We start from the raw sequence: 16,467 nt of genomic DNA, 5'->3' as shown, positions 1-16,467 counted from the left end.
CCGACCGCCCTAGGCTCGGAGTCGTGCCCCAAGCACGGAAGCCTCCGTTTATTCTTGATCGAGTGCGCCTTCGTCGGATTGTCGGTGACTCCTCGTAGTCTGTTTTTACGATCCGAGGGGGTACGTCATTCAGCCAATGGTCCAGCATCCGCCAGCCCAACGCCCACCGTCCCTGCTTCAATCAACCGGCCGCTGTTTCATCATTCCGCCTTACCTGCTCCGGCGATTGGCCCGCCAGGACGCGCCGCAGTTCTCGGCCGCCGCACGGGCGGCCAAGGAAGCACTGAGCCACGTGCGGTCGGTCCAGTCCGCCCGCACGTCGCCGGTGCCCGCCGCGCCGCCGGCACTGCGCGAGGCCCAGCCAGGCCTTCCCAACCGGAGCATCTACGACGCCGCGGGCTCCGAAAACGTACCCGGGAAACTGGTGCGCAAGGAAGGGTCACCCGAGTCCGGCGATCTGTCCACAGACGAGGCCTACAGCGGCCTGGGAAACACCCATCGCCTGTTTGTGGAAATCTTCGGCCGCAACTCCATCGACGGCGGAGGCCTCCCCCTCGACGCGACCGTTCACTTCGGAAAGCTTTACGACAATGCGTTCTGGGACGGCCGGCAGATGGTCTTCGGCGATGGCGATGGCGAAGTCTTCGAACGCTTCACGCGGTCTTTGAGCGTCATCGGGCACGAACTCACGCACGGCGTCACCCAGTATTCCGCCGGGCTGGCCTACCGGAACCAGGCAGGTGCTATCAACGAATCCGTGTCCGACGTCTTCGGTGCGCTCGTCGAGCAGTACGTGAAAAGGCAGTCCGTGACCGAAGCGAGTTGGCTGATCGGCGAAGGACTCTTCACGGCGCAGGTGGGAGGTTCCGCCCTGCGGTCCATGAAAGCGCCAGGCACCGCTTACAACGATGACGTGCTGGGTCAGGATCCCCAGCCGGACTCGATGGACTCGTACGTGCGTACCAGCGCGGACAACGGCGGCGTCCACATCAACTCCGGCATTCCCAACCGGGCCTTCTACCTCACGGCGGAGTCTTTGGGCGGCAACGCCTGGGGAGCGCCGGGCCAGATCTGGTACGACACGCTCACCGGCGGGTCACTGCCTGCCACGGCCACCTTCAGCGTTTTTGCCAGAGCGACGGCCGCATCCGCCGTCGAGCTTTTCGGGTCCGGTTCCGCCGAGCATGACGCCGTCCGCAAGGCGTGGGAAACTGTGAAGGTCAAGCTTTAAGCCAAGCCCGGCTGCCGAGAAGCCGGGCTGTAGGGAAGCCCAGGAACCAGGCCATGAAGATAAGCGTGGAGCGCACCGGCGGGATCGCCGCAATGACACGGCTGTGGACGGTGACAGCCGAGACGGAGCGCGCCAAGAGCGAGTGGCAGCCGATCGTCGAGGCCTGCCCGTGGGATGCAGTGCCCAAGACCTTACGCGCAGCAGCAGCCGAAGCGGCGGACAGCCAGCCGGACCGTTTTATTTACGCCATCCGGGCGGGCCAACGCCGCGCGGCCCTGCCGGAGCAAAGGGTTACCGGACCCTGGCGGGTGCTCGTGGACAGCACACGGGCAGCTTCTGAAGAATCCCGCTAAACAACGGCGTCCAGCTGGCCGCGGAATGCCCGGCGGGAGGACTGGGGGCTCGTGTCCAGTACCTTGGCAAAATGGTGCCGCAACAGCACCGGATGACCGAAACCGGATTCCCTTGCAACCTCGTCAATGTTCAGGTCCGTGGATTCGAGGAGCTCCTGCGCCCTAAGCACCCGTTGGGAGTTCAGCCAGGCCGCGGGAGTTGCCCCGGTTTCGGACCTGAACCGGCGTGCAAAGGTGCTGGCGGACATGTGCACCCGCGTGGCCATGTCACCGACGGTGTGATCCTGGTCAAGATGCTGCACCATCCAGCGGAGCAGCTCTTCCATCGGCGCCGAACCGCCGGCCGTTCAGCAGCCTCGCGCGGGCCAGTGCGAAGGCGCCGGAGCAGATGGACATCACCCAGGCTCCGCGGGCGTCTGCGGCGCGCAATGCCTCCAGAACGGACTCGGGGAGGTTCTCCTCCTGGGCGTCCTCCACTTCGTGCTCCACCCATACATCCATGAACAGCGGACATCCCGCGGGCCTGGCCGCCGTCTATTCGGCCCAGACGGAGCCGGCCGCCGAGGGCCGGAATCAGGCGTCGCCCCAGTAGACTGGCTGCAGCCATGACATTTCATATCTCCTATCCTGCCGAGCTGCCCGTTTCCGAGCGCCGCGAGGACCTGATGGCTGCCATTGCAGCGAATCAGGTGACCATCATCGCCGGCGAGACCGGCTCCGGCAAGACCACCCAGATCCCCAAAATGTGCCTGGAACTGGGCCTGGGCGACAACGGCCTGATCGGGCACACCCAGCCGCGGCGGCTCGCTGCCCGCACGGTCGCTGAGCGCATCGCGGAGGAACTCGGGGTGGAGATCGGCCAGGAAGTCGGCTTCCAGGTGCGGTTCACGGGCGAAGTCAGCCGCGCCACCAAGGTCAAACTGATGACCGACGGCATCCTCCTCGCCGAGATCCAGCGCGACAAACTGCTGCGTAAGTACAACGCCATCATCATTGACGAAGCACACGAGCGCAGCCTGAACATCGACTTCATCCTGGGCTACCTCAAACGCATCCTGCCGCAGCGGCCTGACCTGAAGATCATCATCACCTCAGCCACCATCGATCCGGAGCGCTTCGCCAAGCACTTCGGCTCTGAGGATGACCCCTCCCCCATCATCGAAGTCTCCGGGCGCACGTTCCCGGTGGAGATCCGGTACCGTCCGCTGTCCCAGCCTGCCGGCGGCGCCGATGACGAAGCGTCCGACGACGAACTCGAGGAGGACCGAGATCCCCTCGACGCCGTCTGCGACGCCGTGGACGAACTCGCCACCGAGGCACCCGGCGACATCCTGGTCTTCTTCTCCGGCGAGCGCGAGATCCGCGACGCCGCCGACGCGCTCAATGCCAGGATCCAGTCCAACCGGCGGCTGGCCGGCACCGAAGTCCTGCCGCTTTTTGCCCGGCTCAGCCTGCAGGAACAGCACAAGGTCTTCCACCCTGGCGGCAAACGCCGCATTATTCTCGCCACCAACGTGGCGGAGACGTCCCTGACCGTACCCGGCATTAAGTACGTCGTCGATACCGGCACCGCCCGCATCTCCCGGTACTCGCACCGGACCAAAGTCCAGCGCCTGCCCATCGAGCGCGTGTCCCAAGCGTCGGCGAACCAACGGTCCGGCCGGTGCGGCCGCGTGTCCGACGGCATCGCCATCCGGTTGTATTCGGAAGAGGACTTCGAATCCCGGCCGCTGTTCACGGATCCCGAAATCCTGCGCACCAACCTTGCTGCCGTCATCCTCCAGATGACCGCCATGGGTGTTGCCCGCGGGCCCAAGGACGTGGAGAATTTCCCGTTTGTGGAGCCCCCGGATTCGAGGGCGATCAACGACGGCGTGACGCTCCTGCGCGAGCTCGGCGCCTTGGGTGCCATCCGTCCCGGTGACGCAAAGAGCGGCGGGCTCACCGCCGTCGGGCAGCAGCTTGCCCAACTGCCGGTCGATCCGCGCCTGGGCCGGATGATTGTGGAAGCCGGCAAGCGCGGCTGCGTCCGCGAAGTAATGATCCTGGCCGCAGCGTTGACTATCCAGGACCCGCGCGAGCGTCCCACAGACAAGCAGCAGCTCGCCACCGAGAAACATGCCCGCTTCCGCGACGAGAACTCGGACTTCACCGGCTTCCTGAACCTGTGGAACTACATCCAGGAGAAGCAGCAGGAACTCTCGTCCACCCAGTTCCGCCGGCTGTGCCGGACCGAGTTCATCAACTACCTACGGGTGCGCGAGTGGCAGGACCTGTTCGCCCAGCTCCGCCAGCTGGCCCGCCCGCTGGGTATCAGCCTGGACAACAAACGCCTCGCAGATCCTGTGGGCAACCACGAGGGCGTCCACATCAGCCTGCTGTCGGGTCTGCTCAGCCACATCGGCATCCTTGACGAGCGCAAGCGCGAGTACGCCGGCGCACGCGGCAGCCGGTTCGCAATCTTCCCCGGTTCGGCACTCTTCAAAAAGTCCCCCACCTTCGTGATGGCTGCCGAACTGGTGGAAACAAGCCGGCTGTGGGCCAGGGTCGCCGCCAAGTTCGATCCCGTCTGGGCCGAACAAGTGGCGCCGGACCTGGTTAAACGCAGCTATAGCGAACCCCACTGGTCCACCAAAATGGGTGCGGTCATGGCGTATGAGAAGGTCACCCTGTACGGCGTGCCCATCATTCCCCAGCGCCGCGTCAACTACAGCCGCGTGGATCCTGTGCTGGCCCGTGAGCTGTTCATCCGGCATGCCTTGGTGGAGGGCGACTGGAAAACGCACCACAAGTTCTTCCACCGCAACCGCGCCCTGCTCCTGGAAGTGGAAGAGCTCGAGGCCAGGATGCGCCGCCGCGACCTGCTGGTGGACGACGAAACGCTGTTCGAGTTCTACGACGCACGGATCGGCCCCGACGTGGTGTCCGAGCGCCATTTCGACAAATGGTGGAAGGACGCCCGGCAGAAGAACCCGGACCTCCTGGACTACGACAAGTCGCTGCTGCTCAACGAAGAAGCCGACAACCTGGACGAGGCCGCGTACCCCAAGACGCTCCTTCACAAGGGCTTCGAGCTGCCGCTGACCTACGAGTTCCACCCTGTAGCGCCGGGCTCGCCGCCCAACCCGTCCGACGGCGTCACGGCCGAAGTGCCGGTGCTTTTCCTCAACCAGCTGGACGACAAGGCCTTCCGCTGGCTGATCCCCGGCCAGCGCGAGGAATTGGTGACTGCCCTCATCAAATCCCTGCCCAAACAGATCCGCAAGAACTTTGTCCCGGCCCCGGACGTGGCCCGCCAGGCCGTGGCCGCACTTGAGGCGGACTTTGACCCTGCGAGCGATGAGCTGGAAGCATCGCTTGAACTGGCCCTGCGCCGAATCCGCGGCCAGGTCATCCCGCCGGGGTCCTGGAACTGGGACACCGTTCCCTCCCACCTGCGGGTGAGCTTCAAAGTGGTGGACAGCAAGGGCCAGGTGCTGGACGAGGGCAAGGACTTGGCTGCTCTGCAGGAGCTGCTGGCCCCCGCCACGCGCCGCGCCATTGCGGAATCTCTGGGGGCGACGCCCGGGACCACCGCGCCGCCGTCACGTGGAAAATCCGCGTCAGCCGGAAAGGCCGGCGGTACCGGACCCGCTGTATCGGCAGGCGGAAACTCTTCCGGCGCTGGCGCCGGCACGGGCTTCAGGGAACAGGGCGGCCTGACCGAATGGACCTTCGGGACAGTCCAGCAGCAGGTGAGCAACGTGGTCAACGGCCATACAGTCACCGGCTACCCAGCACTGGTGGACGAAGGAACGTCCGTTGCATTGCGCGTGTTCCAGACGTCGTCGGAACAGCAGGCGGCCATGCGGGGCGGCGTGATCCGGCTGCTGGCATTGCGCGTTCCTTCGCCGGACCGCTACGTACTTGAGCACCTCAACAACACCGAAAAGCTCACGTTCAGCCAGAACCCGCACGGTTCGGTGTCAGCCCTGATCGCCGACTGCGCCCTCGCCGCAGTGGACAAGCTGACCCCGCCGGACGTCCCGTGGGACCGCGAGTCCTTTGACGCACTCTACGAGCAGGTCCGCGCGGAACTGATCGACACTGTGTTCAGCGTGACGGCCGTGGTGGAACGCATCCTGGCCAGCACCCGGCGGATCGAAAAGCAGCTCAAAGGAACAACCAGCCTGGCCTTGATCAGCGCGCTCAACGACGTCAAAAGCCAGCTCGAACAGCTGGTGTTCCCCGGATTCGTTGCCCGCACCGGCTTCGCCCAGCTGAGCCAGCTCCCCCGGTACCTGGCCGCCGTCGAGAAACGCCTCGAAAGGCTTCCCGGCAACGTCCAGCGGGATGCCCTGAACATGGCCGCCGTCCAGCGCCTGGAAGACGACTACGACGACGCCGTGTCGGCCCTGTTGCCCGGGCGGCGGGTGGGTGCCGAACTGACCCAGGTGCACTGGATGATCGCAGAGCTCCGGGTGAGCCTCTTCGCGGTCGAATTGGGAACCGCCTACTCTGTCTCCGAAAAACGGATCAGGGCCGTCCTGAACAAAGCACTCGCGCCGGCCTAGCCCTTCGAGTCAACGGTCAGGCAGGCCGGCGCGAGCGCAAGGCCTAGCTCTCGGGCACGAACTCCGCGTAGCCCGCGGCCCGGAGCCCTGCGCGGAGCTTTTCCGCGTTGGCGTCCAGAACTGCCGGGTCCGGGTTGTGGTCCGCTGAGGCAAAGTCGAAGTCAGCCATGCTCCGGGACGGCCACACGTGGACGTGCAGGTGGTTGATCTCATAGCCGGCCACGATCAGGCCCGCCCGCTCGGCTGGGAAGATCGCCAGCTGGACGGCACCGATCCGGCGGGCCACTTCCATCACCTTCGCGAGGGTTTCCGGGGAAGCGTCCGTCCAGCGGTCCACCTCTTCGGTGGGGACAACCAGGGTGTGCCCATCGGCCAGCGGACCCGTGGTCAGGAAGGCCGCAACATCGGCCTCCCGCCAGACGAAGCGTCCGGGGATCTCGCCGTTGATGATCTTGGTGAACAGGGTGCTCATGCGTCTGCCTCCTCGGCCGGGGCCTGCAGCGTGCTGGTGTCCAGCACAAACCGGTATTTGACGTCGCCTGCCACCATTCGGTCGTAGGCCTCATTCAGCTGGTCGGCGCGCACCAGTTCGATGTCCGCCACCACCCCATGCTCGGCACAGAAGTCGAGCATCTCCTGCGTTTCGGCGATGCCGCCGATCAGCGAACCTGCATACGCGATCCGCCGCCTGATCAGGGCCCCCGGATTCACCGGAGGCATGGCCTCGGAAGGCAGGCCCAGCTGGAACAGCGCACCGTCCAAGCGCAGGGTGCGGAACAAGGGGTTGAGATCGTGGGGAGCCGCCACGGTGTCGATGATGAGGTCGATGGTGCGGTTCGCGGCGGCCATGGCGTCCTCGTCGCGGGACAGGATCACTTCGTCAGCTCCGAGCTCCAGCGCGGCCGGCACCTTGCCTTCAGAAGTAGTGAAGACCTTAACCACGGCCCCCATGGCCTTGGCCAGTTTTACGGCCATATGCCCGAGACCGCCGAGGCCCACCACGCCCACCACGTCGCCTGGCTCCACGTCGAAGTGGCGCAAGGGAGAGAACGTGGTGACGCCGGCGCAGAGCAACGGTGCGACGGCGGCCGGGTCAAGGTTGGCAGGCACGCGGACCACGTAGCGGCGGTCCACTACCATGGCAGACGAGTAGCCGCCCTGCGTGATGGCATCGCCGTTACGCGGATCCTTGGCGCCGTAGGTCCCGGTCAGCCCGTTTTCGCAGTACTGTTCCAGGCCGTCCAGGCAGCTGTCGCATTCGCGGCAGGAATCGACCATGCAACCGACGCCCACACGGTCGCCCGGCGCGAAGTCATCCACGGCGGAACCGACGCGGCTGACCGTTCCCACGATTTCGTGCCCGGGGACCAGGGGGTAATTCTGGTTCCCCCATTCACCGCGTGTGGCGTGCACATCCGAGTGGCACAGGCCGCAGAATTCGACGGCGATCTCAACGTCATCCGCTTTGGGGGCACGGCGGGCCAGCGTCAGGGGCACAAGACCACTGTCTTCGGAGACTGCACCATACGCGGCCGACATCAGTCCGGCGTCCTGATCGGATGCAGGGGTATCGGCGGGCAAAACCGGGCGGGCAAGGGGCGGCGGTACGGGGCGTCCTGGGGTCATACCTGCGACGCTACCCTCGCAGGCCGCGGCATTTCCACTCGGGGCCGGTCAGCCCGGACGTCAGGGCAGGGCCGTCATTGCCCCGCTGGCGTACCGGGTGTGCTTCCAGTTGCCACGGGAAGATCAGGATTGTTCGACCATTCCGAGAACGAGCCCGGGTAAAGCGCGGCCCGGAATCCTGCGATTTCGAGGGCAGCCACCTGGTGCGCCGCGGTCACACCCGAGCCGCAGTACACGGCAACAGGAACATCGTCCCGGATGCCCAGGTTTTCGAACCGGCGCCGCAACTCGGATGCCGGCAGGAAACGCCCGGCGCCGTCCACGTTCTCCGTCGTCGGGGCACTCAGGGCGCCCGGAATGTGCCCGGCACGCGGATCTACGGGTTCGAACTCGCCCCGGTATCGCTCGCCGGCCCGGGCATCCAGGAGGATGCCCGTTTTTGGCCAGTCCGCTGCAGTGGCTGCCGGAATAGCCCGCATGCCGCCCTCGAAAAGGGAAACGTTCCCCGGCACCGCCTCCACTGCTCCGGATTCCAGCGGGAGTCCGGCGCCCTGCCAGGCGGCCAGGCCGCCGTCGAGCAGGTAAACGTCCGGGAACCCGGCGTTGCGGAGCATCCACCAGACGCGGGCAGCGGCCATGTTACCGCTGTTGTCGTAGGCCACCACAACGTCGCCGTTGTTGATTCCCCAGCGTCGAGCGGCTGCCTGGAATTCCGACACCGGTGGAAGCGGGTGGCGTCCCCGCGCCGGCGCTGCAGGCGAAGCAAGCTCGGTGGCAAGGTCCACAAAGACTGCACCGGGGATATGCGCTTCAAGGTAATGTTCCCGGCCATGCGGGTCACCCAAAGCCCAGCGGACATCCAGCACCACGGTGCGCTGGCCGGCCTCGAAACGCGCCGCCAAAGCCGGGACAGCCATTAGTGGACCCATTGTTCTCCTTGGCAAATTGTGCTGGTGAGGTTTAGTCGCTGGACCAACTCTAGCTAGAGTTGGTCCGGTGAAGAACGCGAGCGCGGACCGGGCATGGGCCGACGAGGCCATCAGGAAAGTCAACGCAGAAAACAACCGGTCCGCTGATACCCATCTGTACTCGGTACCGCTCCCGCGGCACTGGGGCGTCCAGCTTTACCTGAAGGACGAATCCACGCACCGTTCGGGGAGCCTCAAGCACCGGCTGGCCCGTTCGCTGTTCCTCTTCGGCCTGGTCAACGGCTGGATCCACGAAGGTACCACCCTCGTGGAGGCATCCAGCGGCAGCACTGCGGTCTCCGAGGCATACTTCGCGCAGCTTTTGGGACTGCCGTTTGTCGCCGTCATGACCAGCACAACGAGCCGGGAGAAGATCGCCCTGATCGAACGGTTCGGCGGCTCGTGCCTGTTGGTTGACCATGCGTCCGAGGTTTACGCCGCGGCAGCAGACGTTGCTGCCACATCCAAGGGCCACTACATGGACCAGTTCACGTACGCGGAGCGGGCCACGGACTGGCGCGGCAACAACAACATCGCGGAGTCCATCTTTGGGCAGTTGGAGCTGGAGGAAGGCCCCGTCCCCCGCTGGATCGTGGTGGGTGCGGGGACCGGCGGAACCAGCGCGACCATCGGCCGTTACCTGCGCTACCGCGGCCATGACACCCGCCTCGCGGTAGTCGACCCGGAGAATTCCGCGTTTTACCCCGGTTGGCTGAACGGTACGGGTGAAACCACCGGCCTGCCCTCACGGATTGAAGGCATCGGCCGCCCGCGGATGGAGCCGAGCTTTGTGCCCGGCGTCATCGACCACATGATCCAGGTTCCCGATGCCGCCTCCATCGCAGCCATGCGGCACCTGCACACCTTCGCCGGCCTGCACGCCGGACCGTCCACCGGCACCAACCTGTGGGGTGTCTGGCAACTGGTGGCGGAAATGGTCGCCGAAGGACAGCGCGGCAGCATTGTGTCGTTGATGTGCGACGGCGGCGACCGCTACGCGGGCAACTACTACAATCCGGCGTGGCTTGCAGCCCAGGGCCTGGACCCCGAGCCGCATGAGGACGTCATCCGACGGTTTTTCGAGACCGGCATCTGGACCGCGTAGCCGTTCAGACCTCCACAGATTCACGCGGGGCAAGATGCGTGAACGTAGTGCCGTACTTGCCACCCAGCCGGGCAACATGGCCTTCCACCATCTTCAGGCCCGTTTCGTTCAGCAGGCCGTCATGGATCTGGAATGCGCGCGGTGCGCGGACCCCGATCACGAAGTCCACCACTTCGCCGGCTTTGTTCCACGGTGCGTGGATCGGAACCAGAAGCGTCTGGACGCTGGGGCCGTCCGGGATGATGAAGGAATCCCCCGGGTGGTAGACGTTCCCTTCCACCAGGTAGCCAATGTTGGCCACCATGGGAATCTGCGGGTGGATCAGCGCGTGCTGGCCGCCGAAGCTTTGCACGTTGAAGCCGGCAGCGTCAAACATGGAACCGGGTTCAACGGCGTTGATCCGGTCAGCTGCCTGCGGCGCTTCCTGCCGCAGTGCGGCAGCCACGCCGGCCGGAGCGAACACGGCCAGGCCGGCTGCCGTTCCGAGCGCCCGGGTTATGGCTGGGACGTCCACGTGATCAGGGTGCTCATGGGTGATGAGCACGGCATGCGCGCCGTCCAGGGCTTCGGCTGTCTCCGAGAACGTTCCCGGATCAAGTACCAGGACCTTTCCATCCTTTTCGAGCCGGACACAGGCATGGGTGTATTTTGTCAGCTTCATAGCGCCAGCCTAGGTTCCGGCTCCTGGAGTTCCAAGGGGTGATGATGGCCGGACTGTGCCGACTGGTAATCTTGATGTTTGCCACCGTCCCTTAGGGAAGCGAGTTTCTCCATGCCGTTCGGCACCAAAGCTGACGCGACGCCGTCGAACGCTCCATACGGTGCCGGTGCGGGGGCCGGAGCCAACCCGGCCAAGGAGCAGCGCGTCACCAAGCAGCGCGTGGCCGTCAGCACCGCCCTGGACGAGCTGGACGACTTCGTCAGCACCCAGGAGCTGTACCGCATCCTGCAGAACAAGGGCGTCTCGGTGTCCCTGGCAACGGCTTACCGGATCCTGCAGTCCCTCGCCGACGACGGCCTGGTGGACGTGCTGCGCAACGGCGAGGGCGAAGCGGTCTACCGGCGCTGCGCCGTGACCGGGCACCATCACCACCTGCTCTGCCGCAACTGCGGCAAGGCCGTAGAGGTTGAAGCCCCGGCAGTGGAAACGTGGGCTGCCAGGACCGCCGCCGAACACGGCTTTACCGAGGTGGCGCACACCGTGGAGATTTTCGGCCTCTGCCCCGACTGCACTGTCCTCCGGGCCGCCGGCAAACTCTGAGGGCCCAGGACCGCTGCATCAGCGCGCCTGCAGCAACCGCCCGTTGATGCCTTTCCGGTCCCGGGCGCCGCCGATAATGCGGCACACCACGTAGATCAGGAATGACAGGGTGGTGACATAGGGGCTGATCGGGATGCGTCCGCCCAGGGCAAGCAGGATTCCGCCCACGGTGGCCGTGACGGCAAAGATGACGCTGAGGATCACCAGGGCTACGGGCGAAGACGTCACCCGCAGGGCCGCCGCCGCCGGCGTGATGAGCAAGGCCAGCACCAGCAGCGCGCCCACCACTTGGATGGACAGCGCCACGCTCACACCCAGCAGCACCATAAATACGATTCCGAGGGTTCGGACGGGCACACCGCGGGCCTCGGCCAGTTCCGGATCCACGCTGGCGAAGTTCAGCGGCCGCCAAATGAGCACCAGCGCAGCGACCACCACCACGGCTGCGCCGGCGAGGACCTGCAGCTGGACAGTGTCCACGGAGACGATCTGTCCCGTCAGGAGGCCGAATTTGTTGGCGGCGCGGCCCTGATAGAGGGAGAGGAACAGGATGCCCAGGCCCAGGCCGAAGGGCATGATCACCCCGATGATCGAGTTTTTGTCCCGCGCTCTGACCCCCATCAGGCCCAGGAGCAGTGCCGCCGCCACCGAGCCGATCAGGGAGCCAAACACAATATCGGCGCCGATCAGCAGCGCGAAGGCGGCGCCGGCGAAGGAGAGTTCGGAGATGCCATGGACGGCGAAGGCCAAATCCCGCTTCATCACGAAGGTGCCCATCAGGCCGCCGAGCAGTCCCAGGATGGCGCCTGCCCAGATGGAGTTCTGGACAAGTGCCAGGAGTTCGCCGTAGTTTTCGAAACTGAAGATCGCAGCGATGATGCTGTCCGCATCCATCAGGCCACCTCCCCCGCCGTTGCGTGGACATCGTCGTGGTGGTGGGTGGTGGCGTCAGGCAGGCCGACGACGACGATGCGCCCGTTCGCGTGGATGACTTCCACGTGGCTGCCATAGAGTTCCGAGAGGACCTCCGTGGTCATGACTTCCTCCGGTGTTCCCACCATGAAGCGGCCGCCGGCCAGGTACAGCACCCGGTCAACGTAATCGATGACCGGGTTGATTTCATGGGTGACAAACACCACGGCACTGTTCTGCTCGTGGCATTGGTTGTTAATCAGGGAGCTGACGGCCTGCTGGTGGTGCAGGTCCAGGGACAACAGGGGTTCGTCGCACAGGAGGACCTGGGGGTCGGTGGCCAGCGCCTGGGCGACGCGAAGGCGCTGCTGCTCGCCCCCGGAGAGCTGTCCTACCGGAACCTTGGCGTAGTCGGTTGCTCCCACAAGCTCGAGGAGTTCGTCAATCCTGCGGTTGACCCGGGACATGCCCAGCCGCAGGCCCCACCGGTGGCCGTCCACCCCGAGCCCCACCAGGTCGCGGGCCCGCATGGGTGTGTCCGGGGCTAACGACTTCTGCTGGGGGATGTAGCCGATCAGGCTGCTCCCCCGTTCCACCGGCCGGTCACCGAGGGTGGCGCTGCCGGACTGCAGGTTCTGCAGGCCCAGCAGTACTTTAAGGAAACTGGTCTTGCCGCTGCCGTTGGGGCCCAGGACGGCGAAGAACTCGCCGGGCCTGATGTCCAGGTCGAGATCCTCCCAGAGCGTGCGTTTGCCGAACTGCAGGGACGCCCCGCGGAGGCTCACCACCGGTTTCACCTATTTGTCTCCAAAACTTTGCTGACGTTGTCCACATTGTCCGTCATCCACTGCAGGTACGTCTTGCCTTCGGGCAGGGTTTCGCTGAAATCGATCACAGGAACGCCCGCCGCCTCGGCTGCCTTCTTCAGCGCCTCCGTCTGCGGTCCCGCGGTCTGGTCGTTGTAGGCCAGGAACCTGATGTCCGGTGATCCTGCCATTTCGGTGGCGGCCTTCAGGACGGAAGGCGGCACATCCGAGCCTTCCTCAATCGCGGCGGTGTAGTCCTCCGGTGTCCGGTTCTCCAGCCCTGCCGCCTCGAGGAGGTAGACCGGAACGGGTTCCGTCACAGCGACCGGCCCGCCGGCCCCCTTGGTTTTCAGTGCAGCGAGCCTGGCGGTCAGGCCTTCCACCCCGGATTTGAAGGTGGCGGCGTTGGCGGTGAAACGGGCGGCTGATCCGGGTTGCAGTTCGCCAAGTTTGGCCGCGAGGGAATCGGCGAGTTTGCTCATGGCATCCAGGTTGTACCAGACGTGCTCATTGAACGCAGCGTGCTGGTGATCGTGGGTGTCTTCACGGGCGGCTGGGGCCGTCCCGGCGTGTTCCTGCTCCGGCGCAAGGCCTGCTACGTCCACGACCGTGAGAATATTGCCGTGCCCGATGTTGCTGTCATCGGCCATCTTGTGCAGGAAGGCGTCGTAGCCGCCGCCGTTCTCGATCACCAGGTCCGCTTTGGAGACCGCCAGCCGGTCCTGCGCGGTGGCCTCATAGGAATGCGGATCCTGGCTGGTCTTGGTGATGATGGCGGTGACGTTGACCTGGTCGCCGCCGATCACTCCGGCGATGTCACCGTAGACGTTGGTGGAGGCCACAACGTCGATGGCCCCGGATGACGCTTCCGTGCCGGACCGGACGGACGGCCCGCCACCAGGACTGCACGCGGTCAGCAGGAGGCTGAAGCCCGCGAGGGCCGCAAGGGACGTTCGGATGGCAGCGGAGTGGCGCACGGAAACCTCAGATCAGGACGGGGAGACTCTTTGACTCTTCACAAAGTCTACTCCTAAATAGGAATGATTCCTATTTAGAAAAGCCTGGCCGGAACGTTTGATCCGGCCCGGCTCGTCGTCACGCCAGGCTAGGTGCCGTTGGGCTGGCCGAGCCGCCTGATGCCGGTGGCCTGCGTAGCGTCCCTGATCTCTCCTACGAGCTGTTCGATCACGTCTTCCAGGAACAGGACGCCGTGGGTCTGGCCGTCCGCGCCGATGACGCGGGCCAGGTGTGACCCCGTGCGCTGCATGACCGACATGGCCGTTTCAACCTCGTCGCCCAGGGCCAGGTTGGCCAGGGAACGGATCCTGCTCTCGGCAATGGGGTGCTGGTAGTCCTCGTCGGGAATGGAGAGCACATCCTTCACGTGCAGATAGCCGGAGAGTATGCCGTCCCCGTCCACCATCGGGAACCTCGAGAAGCCCGTCCTGCTGACAGCCTTTTCGAACTCCACCGGCGTGGTGGCTTCCTTCAGCATGACCAGTTTCTCCACGGGCACCATGATGTCGGACGCCTTATATTCGGAAAACTCCAGGGCACCGGCGATCAGGCCGGCGTCGTCATCCACCAGTCCGTGACGGGTGGATTCCTGCACGATCGATTGGACTTGTTCAAGCGTGAAGGACGAGTTCACTTCATCCTTGGGTTCAATCCGCAGGAGTTTGAGGATGTGGTTGGCGGACCAATTCAGCGCAAAGATGACCGGGTTCACCAGCCGGGCCACAAACATCAGCGGCGGCGCGAGCAGCAGGGCAGCTTTATCCGCTGCCGACACCGAGATGTTCTTTGGGACCATCTCACCGAACGTCACATGGAGGAAGGTCACCACCATCAGGGCGATGGCAAACGCCGCCACGTCGGCAACCTCCACCGGCAGCCCCACTGCCTCCAGCGGAGCAGCCATCAGATGGTGGATGGCCGGCTCGGCGACCTGCAGGATCAGCAGCGAACACACTGTGATGCCCAGCTGTGCACAGGCCAGCATCAGCGAAACATTTTCCATGGCGCGCAAAGTGGTCTGCGCGCGTTTGGAACCGGCGTCGGCGAGGGGTTCGATCTGGCTCCGCCGCGCTGACATGACCGCAAACTCGGCGCCGACAAAAAACGCGTTGCCCAGCAGGAGCACAGCCAGCCAGGCTATTCCTGCCCAGTCACTCATGGCGCACTCCTGTCATCCGCAACGGCCTCAGGCTCAGGAGCAGCCGGGTGGAAGCAGATCCGCTCGATCCTTCGGCCGTCCATGCGGGTCACGCTCAGGATGCCGCCGCCCACAGGGACGGTGTCCCCGACGACGGCAATGCGGCCCAGTTCACTCATGACATAGCCGCCCACAGTTTCGTATGCAGCCTCATCCGGGACGGTGAGTCCCGGGATCTGTTCGGACAGTTCGTCGGGCCGCAGCAGCCCGGGGAAGTACCAGTCCCCGGAGGCGCTCTGGAGCAGTCCCGGACGGACCTTGTCGTGTTCGTCGGACACTTCACCCACGATTTCCTCCACAAGGTCCTCGAGGGTGGCGATGCCGGCGGTTCCGCCGTATTCATCGAGAACGACGGCGAGCTGCAGGTTCCCTTCCCGCAGTTCGGCCAGGAGCGCATCAAGGTGGATGGTTTCGGGCACCCTGAGGACATCGGTCATGATGGCACCGGCCTCCAGGTTGGCGCGCCGGTCCCAGGGCACGGCCACTGCCTTCTTGACGTGGACCAGTCCCTTGATGTCATCGGCGGAGTCGCCGATGACCGGGAACCGGGAGTAACCGGTGCGCCGTGCGGCGTCCAGGATGTCCGAGACCGGCTGGTCGGCGTCGATGGTTTCCACCCGGATACGGGGGGTCATAACGTCGGCGGCCGTCCGGGCCGAGAAGTTCAGGGTCCGCGACACGAAGTTCGCCGTCCCGGCGTCGAGCGTTCCCATGGCGGCGGAACGCCGCACCAGGGAGGCCAGCTCGGCAGGCGTCCGGGCGCGCGAGATCTCTTCCTTGGCCTCGAGGCCAAAAACGTTCAGCACCTTGTTGGAAAAGCCGTTCAACAACACGATGGCGGGCTTGAAGATCGCCGTAAAAATGAGCTGCGGCCGCGCCAGCGCCTTACCCACCGGGAAGGACAGCGCGATGGCCATGTTTTTCGGTACCAGTTCGCCCAGCAGCATGGACAGGAGCGTCGCCAGTACCATGGCAATCACCAGTGAAACGGATACCGCCGCCACATCGGGAATTCCGACGGCGGCCAGCGGGCCTTCAAGAAGGCGCCCCACGGACGGTTCCATGACGTAGCCGGTCAGGAGCGTGGTGAGGGTGATACCGAGCTGGCAGCTGGAAAGCTGGGTTGAGAGGGATTTCAGGCACTTGAGCAGCGGCACGGCCCCGGTGTCGCCGTTGTCGATGGCGTTCTGGACCGTGGCCTGGTCAAGGGCAATCAGGGAAAACTCGACGGCGACAAAAAAGCCGGTGCCGGCGATCAGCAGGAAACCTGCCGCGAGGAGCAACCACTCCATTCAGCATCCCGCCTGGAAGCCGGGGGAAACGGAGTGAGTCCGGGGGAAACGGCCCGGCGGAGGATGGTCGGCCGAAACCGACGCTGTTTCCATAGGGGCTCCGCCGGAGTGAACCGAGGGAGAGTGATGGGCGCGTGTTCGGGGT

General features: G+C 65.1%; 14 protein-coding genes and 1 pseudogene. 5 read left to right on the top strand and 10 right to left on the bottom strand.

The window, feature by feature from the left end; genetic code table 11:
- Nucleotides 1–136 precede the first annotated feature (136 nt).
- Nucleotides 137–1,231 carry a M4 family metallopeptidase gene (locus ABIB45_RS00935; RefSeq protein ID WP_354214009.1) on the top strand — a complete coding sequence of 365 codons (1,095 nt, stop codon included), beginning with the start codon at nt 137–139 and terminating at the stop codon, nt 1,229–1,231.
- Nucleotides 1,232–1,284: 53 nt separating this feature from the next.
- Nucleotides 1,285–1,584: a protealysin inhibitor emfourin gene (locus ABIB45_RS00930; protein WP_354214008.1), complete on the top strand. Its 300-nt coding sequence runs from the start codon at nt 1,285–1,287 to the stop codon at nt 1,582–1,584.
- On the opposite strand, the pseudogene ABIB45_RS00925 reads toward ABIB45_RS00930, so the two are convergent.
- Nucleotides 1,581–2,049, bottom strand: a pseudogene (locus ABIB45_RS00925) (helix-turn-helix domain-containing protein); the annotation flags it as partial. The gene ABIB45_RS00930 and the pseudogene ABIB45_RS00925 overlap by 4 nt on opposite strands.
- 140 nt (nt 2,050–2,189) lie before the next feature.
- Here ABIB45_RS00925 and hrpA point away from each other — a divergent pair.
- Nucleotides 2,190–6,137, top strand: a complete 3,948-nt coding sequence (hrpA, locus tag ABIB45_RS00920) for an ATP-dependent RNA helicase HrpA (RefSeq protein WP_354214007.1) — start codon at nt 2,190–2,192, stop codon at nt 6,135–6,137.
- Between the two features lie 43 nt (nt 6,138–6,180).
- Here hrpA and ABIB45_RS00915 read toward each other — a convergent pair whose 3' ends face one another.
- The 3 genes from ABIB45_RS00915 to ABIB45_RS00905 form a co-directional block, all read right to left on the bottom strand.
- Complete coding sequence (locus tag ABIB45_RS00915) at nt 6,181–6,609, bottom strand: HIT family protein (protein WP_354214006.1); 429 nt, start codon at nt 6,607–6,609, stop codon at nt 6,181–6,183.
- Nucleotides 6,606–7,763: an NAD(P)-dependent alcohol dehydrogenase gene (locus ABIB45_RS00910; protein WP_354214005.1), complete on the bottom strand. Its 1,158-nt coding sequence runs from the start codon at nt 7,761–7,763 to the stop codon at nt 6,606–6,608. Before ABIB45_RS00910 ends, ABIB45_RS00915 begins: the two co-directional genes overlap by 4 nt.
- A gap of 74 nt (nt 7,764–7,837) precedes the next feature.
- Nucleotides 7,838–8,692, bottom strand: coding sequence for a sulfurtransferase (locus ABIB45_RS00905; RefSeq protein ID WP_354214004.1), 855 nt, complete (start codon nt 8,690–8,692; stop codon nt 7,838–7,840).
- 67 nt (nt 8,693–8,759) lie between these two features.
- Between ABIB45_RS00905 and ABIB45_RS00900 the strand changes: the two genes are divergently transcribed.
- On the top strand, nt 8,760–9,836 hold the full coding sequence (locus ABIB45_RS00900) for a PLP-dependent cysteine synthase family protein (protein WP_354214003.1): 1,077 nt from the start codon (nt 8,760–8,762) through the stop codon (nt 9,834–9,836).
- Between the two features lie 4 nt (nt 9,837–9,840).
- Here the strand turns inward: ABIB45_RS00900 and ABIB45_RS00895 are convergent, their stop codons facing one another.
- Complete coding sequence (locus ABIB45_RS00895) at nt 9,841–10,497, bottom strand: MBL fold metallo-hydrolase (RefSeq protein ID WP_354214002.1); 657 nt, start codon at nt 10,495–10,497, stop codon at nt 9,841–9,843.
- Nucleotides 10,498–10,608: 111 nt separating this feature from the next.
- Between ABIB45_RS00895 and ABIB45_RS00890 the strand changes: the two genes are divergently transcribed.
- A complete protein-coding gene (locus ABIB45_RS00890) occupies nt 10,609–11,097 on the top strand; it encodes a Fur family transcriptional regulator (protein WP_354214001.1) in 489 nt (162 codons plus the stop codon).
- An 18-nt stretch (nt 11,098–11,115) separates the two neighbouring features.
- Here ABIB45_RS00890 and ABIB45_RS00885 read toward each other — a convergent pair whose 3' ends face one another.
- The 5 genes from ABIB45_RS00885 to ABIB45_RS00865 all read right to left on the bottom strand — a co-directional run bounded on the left by ABIB45_RS00885 (nt 11,116) and on the right by ABIB45_RS00865 (nt 16,322).
- Nucleotides 11,116–11,991 carry a metal ABC transporter permease gene (locus ABIB45_RS00885; RefSeq protein WP_354214000.1) on the bottom strand — a complete coding sequence of 292 codons (876 nt, stop codon included), beginning with the start codon at nt 11,989–11,991 and terminating at the stop codon, nt 11,116–11,118.
- Nucleotides 11,991–12,806 (bottom strand): metal ABC transporter ATP-binding protein, encoded by an 816-nt coding sequence (locus ABIB45_RS00880; protein WP_354213999.1) that lies wholly within the window; start codon nt 12,804–12,806, stop codon nt 11,991–11,993. The genes ABIB45_RS00885 and ABIB45_RS00880 overlap by 1 nt, the downstream gene beginning before the upstream one ends.
- Nucleotides 12,803–13,792, bottom strand: coding sequence for a metal ABC transporter solute-binding protein, Zn/Mn family (locus ABIB45_RS00875; protein WP_354213998.1), 990 nt, complete (start codon nt 13,790–13,792; stop codon nt 12,803–12,805). The genes ABIB45_RS00880 and ABIB45_RS00875 overlap by 4 nt, the downstream gene beginning before the upstream one ends.
- A 128-nt stretch (nt 13,793–13,920) precedes the next feature.
- Nucleotides 13,921–14,991, bottom strand: a complete 1,071-nt coding sequence (locus tag ABIB45_RS00870; protein ID WP_354213997.1) for a hemolysin family protein — start codon at nt 14,989–14,991, stop codon at nt 13,921–13,923.
- Nucleotides 14,988–16,322: a hemolysin family protein gene (locus ABIB45_RS00865; protein ID WP_354213996.1), complete on the bottom strand. Its 1,335-nt coding sequence runs from the start codon at nt 16,320–16,322 to the stop codon at nt 14,988–14,990. Before ABIB45_RS00865 ends, ABIB45_RS00870 begins: the two co-directional genes overlap by 4 nt.
- Between the last annotated feature and the right edge of the window lie 145 nt (nt 16,323–16,467).

Origin of the sequence: Arthrobacter sp. UYCo732 (genome assembly GCF_040547265.1) — a bacterium.
Classification (GTDB): Bacteria; Actinomycetota; Actinomycetes; order Actinomycetales; family Micrococcaceae; genus Arthrobacter.
This window is presented reverse-complemented; position numbering and strand designations above follow the sequence as displayed.

Coding starts and splice junctions, on each gene's coding strand:
- ABIB45_RS00935 (WP_354214009.1), top strand. CDS start 137: ATGGTCCAGCATCCGCCAGCCCAACGCCCACCGTCCCTGCTTCAATCA.
- ABIB45_RS00870 (WP_354213997.1), bottom strand. CDS start 14,991: ATGAGTGACTGGGCAGGAATAGCCTGGCTGGCTGTGCTCCTGCTGGGC.
- hrpA (WP_354214007.1), top strand. CDS start 2,190: ATGACATTTCATATCTCCTATCCTGCCGAGCTGCCCGTTTCCGAGCGC.
- ABIB45_RS00915 (WP_354214006.1), bottom strand. CDS start 6,609: ATGAGCACCCTGTTCACCAAGATCATCAACGGCGAGATCCCCGGACGC.
- ABIB45_RS00905 (WP_354214004.1), bottom strand. CDS start 8,692: ATGGGTCCACTAATGGCTGTCCCGGCTTTGGCGGCGCGTTTCGAGGCC.
- ABIB45_RS00885 (WP_354214000.1), bottom strand. CDS start 11,991: ATGGATGCGGACAGCATCATCGCTGCGATCTTCAGTTTCGAAAACTAC.
- ABIB45_RS00890 (WP_354214001.1), top strand. CDS start 10,609: ATGCCGTTCGGCACCAAAGCTGACGCGACGCCGTCGAACGCTCCATAC.
- ABIB45_RS00910 (WP_354214005.1), bottom strand. CDS start 7,763: ATGACCCCAGGACGCCCCGTACCGCCGCCCCTTGCCCGCCCGGTTTTG.
- ABIB45_RS00865 (WP_354213996.1), bottom strand. CDS start 16,322: ATGGAGTGGTTGCTCCTCGCGGCAGGTTTCCTGCTGATCGCCGGCACC.
- ABIB45_RS00895 (WP_354214002.1), bottom strand. CDS start 10,497: ATGAAGCTGACAAAATACACCCATGCCTGTGTCCGGCTCGAAAAGGAT.
- ABIB45_RS00930 (WP_354214008.1), top strand. CDS start 1,285: ATGAAGATAAGCGTGGAGCGCACCGGCGGGATCGCCGCAATGACACGG.